Origin of the sequence: Frondihabitans sp. 4ASC-45, assembly GCF_049472575.1 — a bacterium.
GTDB lineage: Bacteria > Actinomycetota > Actinomycetes > Actinomycetales > Microbacteriaceae > Frondihabitans.
The window spans coordinates 271,137-288,763 of the sequence record NZ_JBCEBN010000001.1; the positions used below are offsets into that span (position 1 = coordinate 271,137).

General features: G+C 69.2%; 14 protein-coding genes. 10 read left to right on the forward strand and 4 right to left on the reverse strand.

The features are described 5' to 3' along the window. Positions 1 to 164 precede the first annotated feature (164 nt). From VH571_RS01220 to VH571_RS01230, 3 genes are all read left to right on the forward strand, one after another. The gene (locus VH571_RS01220) at positions 165 to 2,186 is read left to right on the forward strand and encodes a S53 family peptidase (protein WP_423262931.1); all 2,022 of its coding nucleotides are present in this window, start codon (positions 165 to 167) and stop codon (positions 2,184 to 2,186) included. Positions 2,187 to 2,379: 193 nt separating this feature from the next. After that, positions 2,380 to 3,000: a TetR/AcrR family transcriptional regulator gene (locus VH571_RS01225; RefSeq protein ID WP_423262932.1), complete on the forward strand. Its 621-nt coding sequence runs from the start codon at positions 2,380 to 2,382 to the stop codon at positions 2,998 to 3,000. A gap of 286 nt (positions 3,001 to 3,286) precedes the next feature. Beyond that, positions 3,287 to 3,481 (forward strand): hypothetical protein, encoded by a 195-nt coding sequence (locus tag VH571_RS01230; RefSeq protein WP_123941630.1) that lies wholly within the window; start codon positions 3,287 to 3,289, stop codon positions 3,479 to 3,481. A gap of 319 nt (positions 3,482 to 3,800) precedes the next feature. On the opposite strand, the gene VH571_RS01235 is transcribed toward VH571_RS01230, so the two are convergent. Then, complete coding sequence (locus VH571_RS01235) at positions 3,801 to 4,367, reverse strand: hypothetical protein (RefSeq protein WP_423262933.1); 567 nt, start codon at positions 4,365 to 4,367, stop codon at positions 3,801 to 3,803. A gap of 215 nt (positions 4,368 to 4,582) precedes the next feature. Here VH571_RS01235 and VH571_RS01240 point away from each other — a divergent pair, with 215 nt between their 5' ends. The 5 genes from VH571_RS01240 (at position 4,583) to VH571_RS01260 (ending at position 13,027) form a co-directional block, all read left to right on the forward strand. Beyond that, positions 4,583 to 5,824: a beta-ketoacyl-[acyl-carrier-protein] synthase family protein gene (locus VH571_RS01240; protein WP_423262934.1), complete on the forward strand. Its 1,242-nt coding sequence runs from the start codon at positions 4,583 to 4,585 to the stop codon at positions 5,822 to 5,824. A gap of 65 nt (positions 5,825 to 5,889) precedes the next feature. Continuing rightward, on the forward strand, positions 5,890 to 6,549 hold the full coding sequence (locus VH571_RS01245) for a hypothetical protein (protein WP_423262935.1): 660 nt from the start codon (positions 5,890 to 5,892) through the stop codon (positions 6,547 to 6,549). Between the two features lie 680 nt (positions 6,550 to 7,229). Next, positions 7,230 to 7,703, forward strand: a complete 474-nt coding sequence (locus tag VH571_RS01250) for a MarR family winged helix-turn-helix transcriptional regulator (RefSeq protein WP_423262936.1) — start codon at positions 7,230 to 7,232, stop codon at positions 7,701 to 7,703. Then, complete coding sequence (locus VH571_RS01255; protein ID WP_423262937.1) at positions 7,700 to 11,533, forward strand: ABC transporter ATP-binding protein; 3,834 nt, start codon at positions 7,700 to 7,702, stop codon at positions 11,531 to 11,533. Before VH571_RS01250 ends, VH571_RS01255 begins: the two co-directional genes overlap by 4 nt. A 453-nt stretch (positions 11,534 to 11,986) precedes the next feature. Continuing rightward, positions 11,987 to 13,027 (forward strand): LLM class flavin-dependent oxidoreductase, encoded by a 1,041-nt coding sequence (locus VH571_RS01260; RefSeq protein WP_423262938.1) that lies wholly within the window; start codon positions 11,987 to 11,989, stop codon positions 13,025 to 13,027. 259 nt (positions 13,028 to 13,286) lie between these two features. Here VH571_RS01260 and VH571_RS01265 read toward each other — a convergent pair whose 3' ends face one another. After that, entirely contained in the window at positions 13,287 to 14,285 is a 999-nt protein-coding gene (locus tag VH571_RS01265; RefSeq protein WP_423262939.1) for an LLM class flavin-dependent oxidoreductase, read from the reverse strand. 102 nt (positions 14,286 to 14,387) lie between these two features. Here VH571_RS01265 and VH571_RS01270 point away from each other — a divergent pair, with 102 nt between their 5' ends. Both VH571_RS01270 and VH571_RS01275 read left to right on the forward strand, forming a co-directional pair. Continuing rightward, the gene (locus VH571_RS01270; RefSeq protein ID WP_423262940.1) at positions 14,388 to 15,338 is read left to right on the forward strand and encodes a D-2-hydroxyacid dehydrogenase family protein; all 951 of its coding nucleotides are present in this window, start codon (positions 14,388 to 14,390) and stop codon (positions 15,336 to 15,338) included. A gap of 13 nt (positions 15,339 to 15,351) precedes the next feature. Next, entirely contained in the window at positions 15,352 to 16,101 is a 750-nt protein-coding gene (locus VH571_RS01275; RefSeq protein ID WP_423262941.1) for a fumarylacetoacetate hydrolase family protein, read from the forward strand. A gap of 207 nt (positions 16,102 to 16,308) precedes the next feature. On the opposite strand, the gene VH571_RS01280 is transcribed toward VH571_RS01275, so the two are convergent. Together VH571_RS01280 and VH571_RS01285 are read right to left on the reverse strand one after the other, a co-directional pair. Continuing rightward, positions 16,309 to 16,704 (reverse strand): VOC family protein, encoded by a 396-nt coding sequence (locus VH571_RS01280; protein ID WP_423262942.1) that lies wholly within the window; start codon positions 16,702 to 16,704, stop codon positions 16,309 to 16,311. Between the two features lie 74 nt (positions 16,705 to 16,778). Further along, positions 16,779 to 17,396, reverse strand: coding sequence for a hypothetical protein (locus VH571_RS01285; RefSeq protein ID WP_423262944.1), 618 nt, complete (start codon positions 17,394 to 17,396; stop codon positions 16,779 to 16,781). Positions 17,397 to 17,627 lie beyond the last annotated feature (231 nt).

A 17,627-nucleotide genomic window follows, 5' to 3' on the forward strand; every position in this document is an offset into this window, starting at 1 on the left:
ACGGTAGAGCCGCACGGCATGCCCCACCGCCCGGCGGCGCCTTTTTCATCCACGGGGAGGAGAGCACGCGCTCCTCCCCGACCGGGGGGCGTGTGGTTCGCCCCGACTGCACCTAGATTGACCTCGGGGCTCCGCTCCGCCTGTTCTGGGGGAAGGACCCGTCTGTGATCACCAATTCGTCGCGTCATCGCGCATTCCGCACCGCCGTCGCCATCACCGCGGCCGTCGCGACTGTCGCCGGTCTCGGTCTCGCCGGCTCTGCTTCGGCCGCCACGTCCGTGCCGTTCTCGTCGGCCGTGCCGACCTGGGCGAAGAAGGCGAACCTCGCCGGCACCGCGTCGAAGACCACCATCGTCGAGGGGCAGCTCTACCTCGCACTCCGCGACCGGGCCGGGGCGAAGGCGCTGGCCGCGGCAGTCTCGGATCCTCGGAGCCCTTCGTACCGTCGGTACGTCACTCCGCAGCAGTGGATCGACAGCTACGCGCCCACGCAGACCGTCTTCGACGCGAAGGTGAAGGCCCTCAAGGCGAAGAAGCTGACGATCACGGGGTCGCCGAAGAGTCGGCAGTACATCGTGTTCCGCGGATCGGTCACCGCGATCAACAAGGCCTTCAACACGACTCTCGCGACCTACCGGGTGGATGGCGAGAAGCTCCTCGCGCCCTCGACGACCCCGACACTCAGCGCGACCGAGGCGAGCGGGATCGCCGGGCTCAGCCTCGACCAGGGGCGCCTGCGCACCCGACCCTCGAGCGTCAACCGCACGGGCGCCGCCGGCACAGAAACCGGCACCGGGATCGCCCCGACCGAGACCCTGTCGTCGCTCCGCGAGACCCTCGCGACGCCCAAAGCGGTTACCGTCACGACCCCCTGCTCCTCCTACATCGGGCAGCGCTACGTGAAGTTCCCGAAGACCTACGGCAAGACCGGCGTCGCCACCGCGAACTGCGGCTATTCGCCGAAGCAGATCCGCAGGGCCTACGGCACCGGCTCCTCCGACGGCGCGGGCCAGACGGTCGCGATCATCGACGCCTACGCCTCGCCGACCATCAAGACCGACGTCGCCAGCTACGCGAAGAAGACGGGCGAGGCGGCCTTCACCTCCGGCCAGTACACCGACTACTCGGCTCCGAAGGCCTCGTTCAGCGACAAGACCGCGTGCGGGCTGCCGAGCGGCTGGCAGGGCGAGCAAACGCTCGACGTCCTGGCGGTCCATGCGCTGGCACCGAAGGCGAACATCGCCTACGCGGGCGGTTTCAACTGCGCCGGCGGCCTCGACCTCGCACTGTCGAAGGTGCTCGACCGCGGCCTCGCGACCATCGTGAGCAACAGCTACGGCAACGTCGGCGAGCCCACCGGTGCAGGATCGACCGCCTACATCAACGGCGAGGTGAACCTGCAGCTGCAGGCCGCGGGCCAGGGCATCGGCCTCTACTTCTCGTCGGGTGACGACGGAGACGAGAAGGCGAACCTCACCTACACCGCCCCCGACTTCCCGGCCTCCTCACCCTGGGTCACCGCCGTGGGCGGCACCAGCATCGGCCTGTCGAAGACGAGCTCGCGCATCTTCTCCGTCGGCTGGGGCAACCGGTTGAACGCCGTCTCGAAGAAGAACGGCACCCTCTACTACAAGAAGAAGCTGCCCGGCACGCTCTTCGCCGGTGGAGCCGGCGGCGGCCCGAGCCGGATCGCGTCGTTCACCCAGCCGAGCTACCAGGCGTCGAGCGTCCCGTCGTCGGTGGCGCACGGCCAGCGCACCTCGCCCGACGTGGCCGCGCTCGCGGATCCTTTCACCGGGTTCCTGATCGGCTACCGCTCGATCACGAACGAGCGGACCCTCTCGACCGGCGCGTTCGAAATGAGCGTCTCGGGCGGCACCTCGTTGGCAGCTCCCCTCGTCGCGGCGCAGATGGCGATCATCCAGCAGCGGACGGGCGCGCAGATCGGCTTCGCCAACCCGACGCTCTACTCGGTTGCGAAGACGACGCCCGCGGCGTTCCGCGACATCGCCCCGCGCGGCCGGGCCACGACCCTCGCCTACTCCAGCTGGAACGCCACCTACGCCGTCACCCTCGACAAAGACACGAGCCTCGTCACGCGCAAGGGCTACGACGCGGTCACCGGGCTCGGCGAGCTGAACGTCGCGTCGGCTGCCGCGTTCGCGGCGACCGCGGCTGCTCGGTAGGCGCCGGCTGGCGGCTGCCCGGTAGGCGCTGGTCGGCGGCTGCCCGGTGGGCGCCGGCCGCGCGCAGGGCTGGCACCGCGCCCGACGTTGTTCCGAGCGGGGTGGGCGCCGGATCCTGAAGCCGTTCCGGGCCCCTCTGCACGACTGCAGTCTTTCAGTTGCGAAAAAATGCAGACACGGGAAGATGGTGGGCATGATTTCGGTGAAACCGGGCCTGCGCGATCGCAAACGCGAAGAGACGCGACGCCGACTCGAGACGGCTGCCGTCGACCTCGTGCTCCATAACGGGCTGGAACGAGCAACCGTCGACGAGATCAGCGCCCTGGCCGACGTGTCGTCGCGCACGTTCTTCAACTACTTCGACACCAAGGAAGACGCGATCCTCGGCATCCACGATGCCGAACTCACCCCCGACGACATCGCCGAGCACGTCCGCGCCACCGACGGAGCCGACCCGATCGAGTCGACCGTGATGCTGTTGATCGGTCTGATCCGACCGTCGATCCAGGGGCAGGCCTTGCACGATCAGCGCCTCGAGGTGCTGCGGCGGTACCCGCAGCTGTTCTCGAGGCACATGATCCAGATGACGCGAATGATCGACGGGCTCGTGAATGCGACCACGACCATTCTCGAGATGGGCAGTGCGGGTGCAGCCGTATCGCGGGCTGAGGCGGAAGTGCTGCTCACGACCTGCGGCGGGGCGGTGCGCTCGGCGATCCACGAGTGGGTCGACAACGGTGCGCCCGAGCCTGCCGACGTCGTGCGGGTCAGGGCCGTCGAGCTAATCCGGTCTCTCGGGGCGCGCCTGCGCTGACGCGTGCGGGTGGGGCTTGACCCGTCGGCGCCGCCTGTGCTCACCAGTCAGGAAATGTGCTCGCGACCCCGCGAGACCTGGCCGCCCTTGGGACGATTCAAAGCAGGGTTCCTGACGTGCGAACCTCAGCGCCGCGCTCCCGCGGGGCCTCCACGCCGCAGGAACCGGCGCCCACCCACCCCGCGCACCTCGGATCCTCAGCCGGCCCTAGCACCCGCCCGACCGCGCCGCGTGTCCTCCCTTCTGCCGTCTATCGACACCCCTGCGACCCCGCCACAATGAGCATGTGTCAGATTCACGGAGACGTTCTCGGCGGCCGGCGTTTATCGTCCCGGTCGCTCTCGCCATCGTCGCGGCCGCCGTCCTGGCGGCGGGCGCGGCCATAGATCTGCTGACCGGTGCTGCGGCGCCGTGGCTGGTCGGGGTCGCTGTGATCCTCATTCTGAGCTTGACCTGGTTGGCCTCGCTGCGCCGGAAGTAGCCGTCCCTCGGCGGTGCAGCCGGATGTGGCAATTAGACAACGCCGTGGGCCCCTGGAATTGCCGTGCCAAGCCCGGTGAGGCAGAGGCGCAGCCGGGCGAGGCAACAAAACAACGCCGTGGGCCCGCTGGAACTGCTGTGCCGAGCCCGGTGAGGCAGAGGCGCAGCCGGGCGCGGGAGCAAAACAACGCCTGAGGCCCCCTGGAACTGCTGTGCCGAGCCCGGTGAGGCAGAAGACAGCGGCGGCGCAGCCGGGCGTGGCAGCAAAACAACGCCTGAGGCCCGCTGGAACCCTTATGCCGAGCCCGGTGAGGCAGAAATCAGCTCATCACATGCCCGGTAATGATCGCCTTCTCGCGGTGGCGGCGGCGGATGTCGGCGGGCTTCTCACCGAGCACGCGACGCATGGGAAGAGGCAGGGCGGCACGGAGGCGGCCACTCGGCCCGCGCCAGGTCACGACGGCGCGCAGGGTCGGGGTGGGCTGCGAGCGATCGGCGTCGAGGGCGCGCTTCCAGGGCTTGTTGGCGGTGAAGACGGAGCTGCCCTTCGCGGCGACTTCCCCGATCTTGGTGGCTCCGATCACGGAGCCGTCCGTCTCGACGAGCTCGACGTGCACTCCCCTGACGGACTGGCCGCTGCGGTTCTCGACGCGGAGGTCGTAGGCCGAGTAGCCGGGTTTAAAGGAGGTTGGCGCGAGGTGCTCGTGGCTGCGCTTGTCGAGCCAGTTACTGAACACGGTGATCACGATCGGCGATTCGGAGGCGACGACCACCGGCACGGCGGCGTCTTCCTGTTTCGCGACCGATCGGGCCGTCAGCCCCAGCAGCACCGCGACGGGTGCCCCGACGACGATGGCGCCGACCGCTTTGACGAACGAGGCGACCATCAGCGGGTTCGCAGACCGGAGAGTGACACGTGCATGGAAACATCTTGCACCCACAGGGCCTGTCATCGCGCTTCGAGGGCGCCTGACCACTCGCCGACGATACAAATCCCTGCGCCGAATCTTGGACGACTCCGCTCTCGGCGACGGAGGCCGACCGTGTTGAATAGTGAGCGACCCGACGAGATCGCAGTCACCAGTCAAGGAGAGCCACACGCATGAAGCCGGTCCAGAATCGAAGAGTCGCCGTTACCGGAATCGGTGTCGTCACCCCCGGCGGCATCGGCGTCGATGCGTTCTGGAAGAGCCTGTTCGAACCGGTGGCTCCGTTGGCCGTGCGTCGCGTCGACGAGACGGAGCTCGATGCCCGTCGTCTCATGAGTCACAAGAACGCGAAGAACTCCGACATCGTCACGCGCATGGCGGTCGTCGCGGCCGATGAGGCGCTCCGCGATGCCGGCCTCATCAAGGTCGACCTGGAGGCGTCGAATCCGTCCACCACCGACACTGCTGAGCTCATCGACACCATCGATCACGATCGGGCCGCCGTCTCTCTGGGCACCGGCATGGGCGGCGTTCAGACGCTGGCCGAGCAGATTCTGCTTCTCGACAAGAAGGGCGAGCGTCTCGTCTCGCCGCACACCGTGCCGATGGTCATGCCCAACGCGCCGGCCGGTGCCATCAGCATCCGCTACGGCCTTCGGGGTGTCGCCACGACGATCACGACCGCCTGCGCCGCCGGCACCGACGGTATCGCGGCCGGGGCGCGAATGATCGCCCAGGGCACCGCCGACCTCGTCGTCGCCGGCGGGTCCGACTCCAGCCTCACTCCCGTCTGCATCGCCGGGTTCGCCAACATGCGCGCCCTCTCGAAGACCGGTATCGCGCGCCCCTTCGACCGCGATCGCGACGGGCTTGCCGCGTCGGAGGCGGCCGGCATGCTCGTCCTCGAGCCCTACGACGACGCCGTCGCGCGTGGCGCCCGCATCTACATGACGATCGACGGTGCCGCATCGACCGCCGACGCGTATCACGTGACCGCTCCCGCACCCGGCGGCACCGGCGCCGAGCGCACCATGCGCCTCGCCCTCGACGACGCCGGCATCGCGCCCGAGCAGGTCGCGCACATCAACGCCCACGGCACGTCGACCGGTCTCAACGACAAGGCCGAGAGCGAGGCCGTCAGTCGCGTCTTCGGCACCACCCGACCCGTCGTCACGAGCATCAAAGGCGTGACGGGCCACTCGTTCGGAGCCGCGGGCGCCGTCGAGGCGGTTGCCGTCGCGCTGACGATCGCCACGAAGACCATCCCCCCGACAGCAAATCTCGAGCACCAGGATCCCGAGATCGACCTTGACATCCCCGTCAAGGCTCGACCCTGGCAGCCGGGGCCCGTCCTCTCGAACAGCTTCGGGTTCGGCGGACACAACGGCAGCCTCGTGTTCGTTCCCGCCCCCTGACGGGCACCGCTCGGGCGGGGCGGCTTCCCGAGCCCGGCGCCGTCCGCCACCTACACTGACTCGTCGTGAGCCCCAATCGACGCCGATCCCCTGGGGAGCCGACGGCTCCGCCCCTGGTGGCTCTCGGCGTCGCGGTGCTCCTCTACCTGGCCGTGCCCGAGACGTTCCCTGTGGATCACCGCTTCCCGATCGCCGGGCTGCTCGTGGTCGGCACGCTGTCGGTCGCGATCGCGCACTGGAAGCAGATCGAACGCCCGGCGCGGTGGTCAGGCATCGTGGCCCAGATCATCGCGGCGCTGCTGGTGTCGGCAAATGTCGGAGCCGGCGTCGACGTCATGATCGGGTTCGGTGAGCCGGGATCCTTGGGGCTCGTCCGTCTCCTGGTCGCTGCAGCCCAGGTCAGTGTCGCTCAGATCTTGGCCTTCGCGCTCGTCTTCTGGCTGGTCGACCGCGGCGGGCCGTACGCCCGGCGGCATCGCCCGATCGAGCAGCTGGCCACCGCCGACTTCGACTTCATTGGGCCGGGCCGCTACATCGACGCGGCGTGGGCACCTTCTTTCGGCGACTACCTCGTGCTGTCGCTGCGGACGGCATTCGCCGTGACCGCCTCCGAGCCGAGGTCGCTGACGCTTCGGGCGCGGATCCTGACGGGTGTTCAGGTGTTCACGGGGTTCGCGCTGCTGGGTGTCGTGATCGTGAAGACGGTGGTGCGCCTCGTCGCGTGAGGGGTGGTGTCGTGCGGGGTGGCTGCGCTCGTCTGCGCTCGCAAGACAGGAATGCGGGCCCTTCCTCGCCGCACTTACGCCGATCCACCGCGGTACCGCGGCCCATCTCCTGATTCGCGAGCGCCGCCAGGCCCCAACCCTGCTGTACTCGCACCTGCCGCACTCGTACCCGCCGGACTCGCACCCGCGCCGCGCCCACTCCCGCGCACAGAACAGGAATGCAGGCCCCTCCACGCCGCGCACACGCCGATCCGCCGCGGCACCGAGCCCCATCGCCTGATTCGCGAGCGCTGCAAGCCCTCCGCACGCGCGCCGCGCCCGTGACGCACCCGCACACGCACCCGCACACGCATGCGCCCCACCCGCGCCGCCCGTACCCGTGCACAGAACAGGAATGCAGGGCCCCCCAGGCCGCATTCACGCCAATCCGCCGCGGCACCGAGCCCCATTGCCTGATTCGCGAGCGCCGCCGGGCCGCTGCCCCACCGCACTCGCACCTGCCGGTCCCGCGCCCGCGCCGCGCCCGCACCCGTGCACAGAACAGGAATGCAGGCCCCTCCACGCCGCGCACACGCTAATCCGCCGCGGCACCGCGCCCCATCTCCTGAAGAGCGCACAGCGCCCCACCCCACCCACACCGAGATAGTTCGCCACCCGAACCATCGGCGTAGAGTGAGCGCGTGCTTCCTCCCACTACCTCCCCCGCAGCCGCTACCCCAGCCGGGCCCACCGATCTCGTCCGGGCAGTCCGCGCTCTGGCCCGGGCCTCCCGCATCGTGGAGCGCGCGAGCGACGACCTCAGCTTCGCCGACTACCGCGTGCTCGCCACGATCGACGGCGGGGAGGAGCGCGCGTCCCGCCTGTCGCAGCGCCTCGAGATCGGCAAACCCGCGATCAGCGCAACGGTCGACTCGTTGCACCGGCGGGGCCTGATCCGCAGAGACGCCGTGGTGGGCGACGCCCGCGCGAGCTCGCTGGCGCTGACCGACGACGGCCGCGAGGTGTTCGAGCGGATGGAGGGGCGGATGGCCCGCCAGCTCGAACTGCTGGCCGACCGGGCCGACGCACCCGAGGCCCTGATCGCCGCCCTGGCCTCGCTGGGCGATGCCGTCGATCTGGCCATCGAAGAGCGCCGCACGAAAGAGAACGCATGAGCACCCCAGCGAACGCAAGCGCCCCGACGACCCCGCCCGCCACAACCCCCCAACCCCCGGAGAACTGGATCCACCGCCTCTGGCGTTACCTCCTCCGTCACCGCAGGAGCCTCGTCATCTCGCTGGCAGCCGCCGTGCTCGGAAGCCTCTGTCAGGTGCTGGTGCCGCTCGTCGCCCGCGAGATCGTCGACGGCGTCATCGTCGAGAAGACCTCGCCGCTCGGCCCGTGGCTCGCGCTGATGCTCGCGCTCGCGCTCGCAACGTTCTTCTTCACGTATCTGCGGCGCTATCGGGGTGGCAAGGTCGCGCTCGAGGTGCAGAATGACCTGCGCAACGATATGCACGATCACCTGCAGCGCCTCGACCAGGCGTCGCTCGACCGCATGTCGACGGGTCAGCTCGTCAGCCGCGCCAACGGAGATGCCGCCCTCGTGCAGAGCCTCCTGATGATGCTTCCGATCATGAGCGGGAACGTCATGCTGATGGTGCTGTCGCTCGTCGTGATGTTCACGCTGTCGCCGCTGCTGGCCGTGATCAGCCTGGTGATGCTTCCGGCGCTCGTGATCGTCGGCTACCGCATGCGCGCCAAGGTGCTCCCCGCCACCTGGGACGCCCAGCAGCGCGAGGGCGAAGTCGCCCAGATCGTCGACGAGGCGGTCGGCGGGGTGCGCGTCGTCAAGGCGTTCGGTCGCGAGAAGCACGAGGTCGAGACGATGTCGCGCGTCGCGACCGGTGTCTACGGGGCCCAGATGTGGTCGGTGCGCATCCAATCCCGGTTCCAGCCGGTGCTCGAGGCGATTCCGACGCTCGCCCAGGTCGCGATCTTGGCGCTCGGCGGCTGGCTGGCCCTTCAGGGCCAGCTGACGATTGGCACGTTCCTCGCCTTCACCTCGTACATCGCCGCCCTCATGGCTCCAGCGAGGCAGCTCGCGGGCGTGCTCGCGATCGGTCAGCAGGCGCAGGTGGGCATCGAGCGCATCTTCCAGCTCCTCGACCGCGAGCCGACGATCACCGATCCCGAGGATCCGACAGACCTCACCCCCGTCACCGGCGACATCGCCTTCAGCGGTGTCACGTTCTCGTACCAGTCCGGGCGCCCAGCCCTGGACGACTTCTCGCTGCACCTCCGTGCCGGCGAACGCGTCGCGCTCGTCGGCCCGAGTGGCAGCGGCAAGTCGACGGTGGCGTCGCTCGTCGCCCGGTTCCACGACCCCGAGTCCGGCGCCGTGAGCGTCGACGGCCACGACGTCCGCACCGTCTCGCTGGCGTCGCTCCGCTCGTCGATCGGCATGGTCTTCGAAGAGAGCTTCCTGTTTTCTGACACGATCCGGGCGAACATCGCCTACGGGAAGCCGGAGGCGAGCGACGCCGAGATCCGTCATGCGGCGGAGGTCGCTCACGCCGCAGGATTCATCGACGAGTTGCCGCGCGGATACGACACCGTCGTCGGCGAGCGCGGGCTGAGCCTTTCTGGCGGTCAGCGCCAAAGGATCGCGTTGGCGAGGGCGGTGGTGGCGGATCCTCGGATTCTGATTCTCGACGACGCGACCAGCGCGATCGACGCGACCACCGAGCAGTCCATCCACGACGCGCTGCGCGACGAGCTCACCGGGCGAACGGTGCTGCTCATCGCCCACCGCGAGTCGACGCTGCATCTGGCCGACCGGATCGTCGTGCTCGAGCACGGGCGGGTCGCGGCCGAGGGCACGCACGACGAGCTGCAGGAGTCGAGCGCGCTGTACCGGGCCCTGATCAGCGGGCTCGGGGACGACGACGACGAGATCGACGCGCTCGCTGGCGTTGCGGCCGGGGCCGGGTCAGCTGCTGCTGGTGGTGTTGGTGCTGGCGCTACTGCGGCCGCCGGCGTCCCGGCCGCGAGCGTGCCCAAGTCGGCGTCTCGGGCGGCGGCAGGCGCCGATTTGAACACGTTCGGCCAGGCCACACCGGAGTTGCTCGCCAAGGTGAAGGCGCTCGGCCCGCTCCGCGACGTGCCGACCCTCGACCTCGAACGCGAGACCCTCCAAGATCGATCGTTCTCGCTCGGCACGCTGCTGCGGGAGTTCCGCAAGCCGCTGCTGCTGGCGCTCGTCTTCGTCATTCTCGACGCAATCGCGGGGCTGATCGGGCCGTACCTGGTCAAGACCGGGATCGACTCGGGGGTTCAGCAAGGATCCGAGACGGTACTGTTCGTCGCAGCCGGCGCGTTCCTCGTCGTGACTCTCGCCGATCTCGCCAACGGGATGGCCCAGACGCTGGTCAGTGGTCGCGCCGCGCAGCGCATCATGCTCAGCCTGCGCGTGCGCATCTTCGCGCAGCTGCAGCGACTGTCTCTCGACTTCTACGAACGCGAGATGGCCGGTCGCGTGATGACGCGGATGACGACCGACGTCGATCAGTTCGAAGGGCTCATTCAGAACGGACTGCTCTCCGCCCTGGTCTCGATCGTCACCTTCGTCGGCGTCGGCGTCGCGCTCGTGCTGATCGACGCCGAGCTCGGCCTCGTCACCCTCAGCGTCGTCGTTCCGCTGGCCGCCGCGACGGTGGTGTTCCGTTCGCGGTCGACGAAGCTCTACGACGTGGCCCGCGAGCGCATCGCCATCGTCAACGCCGACTTCCAGGAGAGCCTGTCGGGCATTCGTGAGTCGCAGGCGTTCGTGCACGAGGCCGCCACGGTCACGCGCTTCCATGCGCTCGGGCGGAGGTTCTTGGAGTCGAGGATGGCCGCGCAGCGCCTGGTCGCCCTCTACTTCCCCTTCGTGCAGTTCTTATCGGGCGTCGCCGACGTGATCGTGCTCGGTGTGGGGGCCGTCCTGATCGCCGACGGTCGGCTGACCCCCGGCGACCTCATCGCGTTCCTGCTCTACATCACGATGTTCTTCTCGCCAATCCAGCAGCTGTCGCAGGTCTTCGACGCCTGGCAGCAGACGCGTGTGTCGGTCGCGCGCATCGGCGGTCTGATGGCGCTCGACACGCTGACCCCGGAGCGCGAGGCCGCCGTGACGCCGGGCCGCCTCACGGGAGCGCTCCGGCTGGACGGGGTGCGGTTCTCGTACCCGCAGGCGGCGGAGCGGGTGGTCGAGCGGCGGGGGCCCGCGGATCCTCGTTCTCTGATGGCGACCGGGCCGATCCGGGTCAAGCCGCCCGAGGCGATCCACGGCATCACGCTCGACATCGCCGCGGGTGAAACCGTCGCGCTGGTCGGCGAGACAGGCGCCGGCAAGTCGACGATCATGAAGCTGCTCGCTCGCTTCTACGACCCCGACGAGGGGGCCGTGACGATCGACGGGTACGATCTGCGCGACCTCGACCTGCATGCCTTCCGCACCCAGCTCGGCTACGTGCCGCAGGAGGCGTTCCTGTTCAGTGGAACGGTGCACGACAACATCGCGTTCGGCCGGGTCGACGCCACGCGCGACGAAGTGATCGCGGCGGCGACCGCGGTCGGAGCGGACGAGTTCGTGCGCGACCTTCCCGGCGGCTACGACCACCGCCTGACCGAGCGTGGACGATCACTGGCGGCGGGCCACAAGCAGCTGATCGCCCTGGCCCGAGCCGAGCTGGTCGACCCGGCGGTGCTGCTGCTCGACGAGGCGACGTCGAACCTCGATCTGCTCACGGAGGCGCACGTGACGCGGGCCATGCAGCGCGTGGCGTCGGGGCGCACGACGATCGTGATCGCGCACCGGCTCCAGACGGCGCGGGCCGCGGATCGCATCGGGGTGCTGTCGGGCGGACGCCTCGCGGAGGTGGGTTCGCACGACGAGCTCATTGCCGCCGGCGGCCGGTACGCGGCGATGTGGCAGGCGTATGAGGCGGTGGAGGCGCGATAGGGGCGCGCCTCCGTGGGCGGGGCTCCGTCGGCGGGTTCGCGGCGCTGGGGGCACTTTTCAGGCAGGCAGGCCCAGCTCACAGGAGCGAGCAGGCGACTTGGCGAGTGGCGGGGCTTGATTCCTAATAGACGCGCAGGATCCGCCCCACGAGGGCGAGAGCACGGCCGGGCGCTCGCGCGGGCCCTGGCGCCGCCCCACCACCGCGGCCGCTCGCCCGTCAGGACTACTGCAGGGCTCGCGCCGAGCGGCTGCGGCGCTGGTGCTAGCGGCGCCCGGGTTCCTGAGCGGCGCGCAGCCAGGGGCCGTGCAGTGCGGGGCGAGGGCCCGCGGGAGCGCCTTCGTTGGCTTTGCAGGCTGCGGTCCCCCAGCCCTTTCGTCAGGATCCGCCCACCGTCACTCGCTTCGATACGTACGCATAGGGAATGCTCCTGTGCCAGCGCGAGTTGCAGCGGTATGAAGCGAATCGGATTCCTGTCGTTCGGGCACTATCAGGACGTGCCCGGGTCGCGAGTGCGCACCGCGTCCGATGTGTTGACGCAGACGATCGAGCTCGCCGTCGCCGCCGAAGAGATCGGCATCGACAACGCCTCCGTTCGCGTGCACCACTTCGCCCGCCAGCTCGCGGCGCCGTTCCCGTTGCTCGCCGCCATGGCCGCTCGCACCTCGCGCATCGAACTCGGCACCGGCGTGATCGACATGCGCTACGAGAACCCGCTGTACATGGCCGAAGAGGCAGCGACGACCGACCTCATTTCAGGAGGCCGTCTGCAGCTCGGCGTGAGCCGCGGATCACCCGAGACCTCTCTGGCCGGCTACGAATCGTTCGGCCACACGCCCGGTGACGCTCAGACCGACGCCGATATGGCCCGCGAGCACCTCTCCGACTTTCTCGAGGCGATCGACGGCGCCGGAGTCGCACCGGCGAATCCGGCAATGACCGGGTCGACGGGATACCTGCCGATCCTGCCGCAGTCTCCCGGCTTGGGCGACCGCATCTGGTGGGGCTCGGGCACCCGTGCAACCGCCGAATGGGCAGCCGCGCAGGGAGTGAACCTGCAGAGTTCGACGCTGCTCACCGAAGACACCGGAGTGCCCTTCGACGAACTCCAGGCGGAGCAGATCGCCCTCTACCGGACGGCCTGGGCGGCAGCGGGCTGGCAACGCGAACCCCGCGTATCGGTGTCACGGAGCATCGTGCCCCTGATCGACGACGAGTCGCGCCACTACTTCGGGCTGCGAGCCCAGGTCGATGCGCAGGATCAGGTCGGCCACCTCGACGCGACCACGCTCGCTCGCTTCGGTCGCTCGTACATCGGCGAGCCCGAGGATCTCGTGGCCTCGCTGGCCTCCGACGCCGCGGTCGCTGCCGCGGATACGGTGCTCGTGACTGTGCCCAACCAGTTGGGCGTGGACTTCAACGCGCGCCTCCTCGAAGCTGTGCGGGCCATCGGGCTCGAGCTCGGCTGGGGTGCGGAGGCTCGGGCGCTGGCCTGAGCGGCTGCCGCCGGCTGCGGGCGGTCGCAACTCAGGCATCTAGGCACGCACGGGACTCAGACCCCAGGATCCGCGCTCACGCCGCGCCCATCTTCCTGATGTGCGCGCGACCAACGCACGCCTGCCCTGCCCGGCGTCCTGCCAGGCACGGCGCCGCGGGCGCTCACAACTCAGGCATGCAGGCGAGCCCGGAAGCCAGACCCCAGGGATCCGCGCCCACGCCGCGCTCATCTTCCTGATGTGCGCGCGCCTACCCCGCTTAGACGGAGACCGCCTGCATCGCTCCCGCAGTGAGCTCCACCGAGGCCAGCCGGTCGGCGATCTGCGGCGACTGGTGCGCGATGATGAGCTCGTCGGCCTGAGCCTCCTCCGCGAAGTTGCGCAGGTAGTCTCCAACCTCCGTGGGCGTTCCCACCGCGGCGTACTTCATCATGTTCGCGATCTGCCGACCGTTCGGCGTGGTCAGGAAGATGTCGATCTGCTCGTCGGTGTACTCCGGCGATGCGGCGCCGCGCGAGATCATTCCGCGCACGCGGGTGCGACGCGTCGAGTCGAACTGCGCCTGCGCCTCGTCGTGCGACTCGGCCGCGACGACGTTGACCCCGGCGATCACGTAGGGCTCGGCGAGCTGGGCCGACGGCGTGAACTCGCGGCGGTAGAACGCCACGGCCTCGTGCAGCGAGTCGGGTGCGAAGTGGGAAGCGTTGGCGTAGGGAAGCCCGTAGGCGGCGGCCAGCTGCGCTCCGAAAAGCGAGGATCCGAGGATGTACAGCGGCACGTTCGTCCCGGCGCCGGGGGTCGCTGAGACTCCGGCAATACGCGACTCGCCACTCAGGTACGCCTGCAGTTCGAGGACGTCCTGCGGAAAGGACTCCGCCGACATCGGGTCGCGCCGCATGGCACGCATGGTGGCCTGATCGCTGCCCGGCGCGCGACCGAGACCCAGGTCGATGCGGCCCGGGTAGAGCGACGCGAGGGTGCCGAACTGCTCGGCGATGCTCAACGGCGCGTGGTTCGGCAGCATGATGCCGCCCGAGCCGAGTCGGATCGTCGAGGTTTTTCCTGCAACGTGGCCGATAAGCACCGACGTCGCGCTGGAGGCGATCGTGGGCATGTTGTGGTGCTCGGCGTACCAGACGCGCTCGTAGCCGGTCGCTTCGGCGGCCTGCGCCAGAGCGACACTGTTGGCAAAGCTTTCCGCCACGGTTTCACCCGGGGCGATGGGAGCGAGGTCGAGGATGGAAAGGCGAGGAGTCATGCGGGAGACAACGCGCGGAAGGGGCAGAACGTTCCCGCGGATCCTGAAGTCAGGTAATTACCGCCATCGGCCGCACGAGGGATCAGCCGATATCGTGGAGTCATGCCCGAGACCCTGACGATCCTCGACGACTACCAGGGGGTTGCTCTCGAGTCGGCCGACTGGAGCGCGGTCCGCGACCACTACGACATCGACGTGGTGACGGAGCATCTCGAGGGTGACGAGCTCATCGAGCGCCTGCGATCCAGCGCGGTCGTGGTAGCAATGCGAGAGCGCACCGCCCTCTCGCGCGAGACCCTCGAGCAACTGCCACAACTGCGCCTTCTGGTGACCACGGGAATGGCGAACGCCGCGATCGACGTCGAAGCGGCGAAGGCCCAGGGCATCGTCGTCTCGGGCACCGGGGGATCCGGGCGCGAGGTCGCCGAACTCACCATCGGCATGATGATCGCCCTGGCCCGCAACATCGTCGCCGAAGACGCCGCGCTGCACGCCGACGGATGGCAGCACACCATCGGCACGCGACTCGAGGGCAAGACGCTGGGGCTCCTCGGCTTCGGCAAACAGGCCCGATGGCTGGCCGAACTCGCCACCGCCTTCCGTATGACGATCATCGCCTGGAGCCCGAGCCTCACCAACGAGCGCGCCTCCGAGGGCGGTGCATCCGCGGTGACCTTCGAGAAGTTGTTCACCGATTCCGACTTCCTCTCGGTGCACGTTCCCCTCACCGACGAGACCCGGGGCCTCGTCTCGGCCGACCAGCTCGCCGAGATGAAAGAGACGGCGTTCCTGATCAACACGTCGCGGGGGCCGATCGTCGACGCCGAGGCCCTCATGATGGCGCTCATGGTCGACACGCTGCAGGGCGCCGCGCTCGACGTGTTCGATGTCGAACCGCTCCCCCTCAAAGACCCGCTCCGCAAGCTGTCGAACGTCTTGCTCCTGCCTCACCTCGGCTATGTCACTCGCGAGGTGTACGAGGTGTTCTACTCGGAGGCCGTCGACGACGTGCTGGCGTTCGTGGCGGGTTCGCCGATCAGGACTCTGTCGTAGCGAAGGCTCCCTCATGCAGACCTACGTTTTCGATCCGGCCGCCCAGCCGTCCGTTCGGATTTCAGGATCCGACGACCTCCTGCCAGTCCGTCACATCCTCTGCGTCGGTCGCAACTATGCCGACCACGCCCGTGAGATGGGGAGCGACCCGACACGCGAACCTCCCTTCTTCTTCGCCAAGCCCGGGCATGCCGCGGTTGCCGCCGACGGAGTGGTCCCCTACCCGACGCAGACTGACCGACTCGAATTCGAGGTGGAGCTGGTTGTCGCGCTCGGCCGTGGAGGAAGCGATATCCGATCGGTCGATGCGCTCGACCAAGTCTTCGGGTACGCCGTCGGAGTGGATCTCACGCGCCGCGATCTGCAGCAGCAGGCGAAAGACGCCCGCCGGCCGTGGGACGTCGCTAAGGGCTTCGACGCATCGGCGCCGATGTCGGAGATCGTCCCGGCGAGCCGTGTCGACGTCGCGGTACCGGGTGGCGGACGAATCTGGCTCGCCGTGAACGGGCACACCGCTCAGGAGGGCGATCTGGCCGACATGATCTGGCCGGTCGCCGACGTGATCGCAGCGGCCTCGCGGGCGTGGGAGTTGGCACCGGGCGACCTGATCTTCACCGGGACACCGGCCGGGGTCGGCCCGCTCCTTCCGGGCGACGTCGTGACGGGCGGCGTGGACGGCGTCGCGGAGTTCGCCTTCACGGTGGGCCCGAGGCCGGGGGCGTTGTTGGGGCCACGGCCGGGGGCGCAGTTCTCAGGAGGCTGAGCGCGGAGGTGCGGGCGCGACCCGTGCCCGCGGTGGATGCGCGACTGGGTTCCTGATGCGTGCGCGGGGGTGAGCGCGGACGCGCGGAGACCTGCGAGGCGGCCCCGTGGGATCCTGCGTTCGCGGATCAGGAAACGAGGCGCACGGGCGCGACGCCGCCCTACGAAGACGGCTCGAGCGCGCCTGAACACCTGAGAAGTGCGCGCCTCACACCCGCGGCGACAGCACGCAGAACTCGTTGCCCTCCGGGTCTTCGAGTACGACCCAGGTCACGTCGTCGCCTTGCCCGACGTCGGCCAGGCGGGCGCCCCGGGCCACGAGCGCTGCGACCTCCGCCTCCTGAGAGTCGTCGATGCCGGGCGCGAGGTCGATGTGGAGGCGATTCTTGATGGTCTTGCCATCAGGAACAGGCACGAACGTCATCTCCGGCCAGCGCTCGATCGGCGGAGTGTCGCGCGCGTGCTCAGCGGCGAAGGGCGGCGCGATGCCCGCCTCGTCTTCCTCGTCGTAGACGACCGGCCAGCCGAGCGTCTCGCCCCACCACGCCGCCTGCGCTCTCGGGTCGCGGCAATCCACGACGACGCTTTCCCACCGCACTGTCATGCGGCTTGTCTACTCGCGTTCGCCCGCGCCCGCTACCCGTGCCGCTGCCCCGGTGCAGGGGTGACCGCGTCGCTTTAGCCGTGCCGAATCGTCGTGGTGACGTCGACAAGTGTGGGGGTGGCCGGCGATGAGGCGAACCCGAACCGCACGGCCGGGGTGAGGGGCGCGAGCGTGCCCAGATCATTGCCCTCGAACGACCCCGAGAGCGCCGTGATGTGGCGCGCCAGAGTGACCCCGTAGAACTCACGCCGGCCGCTTCCGGCAGTGCCGGCTGTCGCCGATCCGGGCACGAGGATCCGGGCCACCGGGTCGATCAACCGCAGCCACCCGGGCCGTGTCGCGATCGGCCTCGGCACGGCGCGAAGCAGCATACCGAGGCCTGAGATCTGCCCCACGCCGAGCGTCAGCGCCAGCTCTCCCTCGGCGTCGACGCGCAGGCCACCGTCGATCTTCGCCCAGGTGACCGTCTGCACGCGGACCTCGTCGAACGTGTAAGTCGCGCTTACGTAGTCCGCGATTTCCTGAGAAGGGGCCAGCAGGATCCTGCGCCCCGCCTTGGTCTCGATCATCACGTCAACGAGGCGCCCGAGTGGCGAGCTCTGCCACATGCCGACGACGATGCGCGTGCCGGAGGTCGTCCCCACGCCGGCGATGCGTCCGACGAAGTGGTCGTCGGGGCGGGTGCGAGTCATGGGCGGAGCCTACGCGCGGGTGCCGTGATCGCGATTCAGGATTCCAGGCTCGCACCCCCGGGAGATCCGCGCGCTGGCGCCTAACGCGCGACTCGTTTCCTGACGAACGCGCCCCCGCCACCTCTGCCTGCACTGGTCGGCATGTGGCTTCTTCTGCGATCATCTTGCTTTGTCTGCGAAACGGGCCTATCGTCTGTCGAAAGCACAGACAGAACCAGGCGACGAGGAGGT

Excerpts from the sequence above, each read along its gene's own strand:
- VH571_RS01225 (WP_423262932.1), top strand. The coding sequence starts at position 2,380 with ATGATTTCGGTGAAACCGGGCCTGCGCGATCGCAAACGCGAAGAGACG.
- VH571_RS01235 (WP_423262933.1), bottom strand. The coding sequence starts at position 4,367 with ATGGTCGCCTCGTTCGTCAAAGCGGTCGGCGCCATCGTCGTCGGGGCA.
- VH571_RS01240 (WP_423262934.1), top strand. The coding sequence starts at position 4,583 with ATGAAGCCGGTCCAGAATCGAAGAGTCGCCGTTACCGGAATCGGTGTC.
- VH571_RS01255 (WP_423262937.1), top strand. The coding sequence starts at position 7,700 with ATGAGCACCCCAGCGAACGCAAGCGCCCCGACGACCCCGCCCGCCACA.
- VH571_RS01260 (WP_423262938.1), top strand. The coding sequence starts at position 11,987 with ATGAAGCGAATCGGATTCCTGTCGTTCGGGCACTATCAGGACGTGCCC.
- VH571_RS01265 (WP_423262939.1), bottom strand. The coding sequence starts at position 14,285 with ATGACTCCTCGCCTTTCCATCCTCGACCTCGCTCCCATCGCCCCGGGT.
- VH571_RS01270 (WP_423262940.1), top strand. The coding sequence starts at position 14,388 with ATGCCCGAGACCCTGACGATCCTCGACGACTACCAGGGGGTTGCTCTC.
- VH571_RS01275 (WP_423262941.1), top strand. The coding sequence starts at position 15,352 with ATGCAGACCTACGTTTTCGATCCGGCCGCCCAGCCGTCCGTTCGGATT.
- VH571_RS01280 (WP_423262942.1), bottom strand. The coding sequence starts at position 16,704 with ATGACAGTGCGGTGGGAAAGCGTCGTCGTGGATTGCCGCGACCCGAGA.
- VH571_RS01285 (WP_423262944.1), bottom strand. The coding sequence starts at position 17,396 with ATGACTCGCACCCGCCCCGACGACCACTTCGTCGGACGCATCGCCGGC.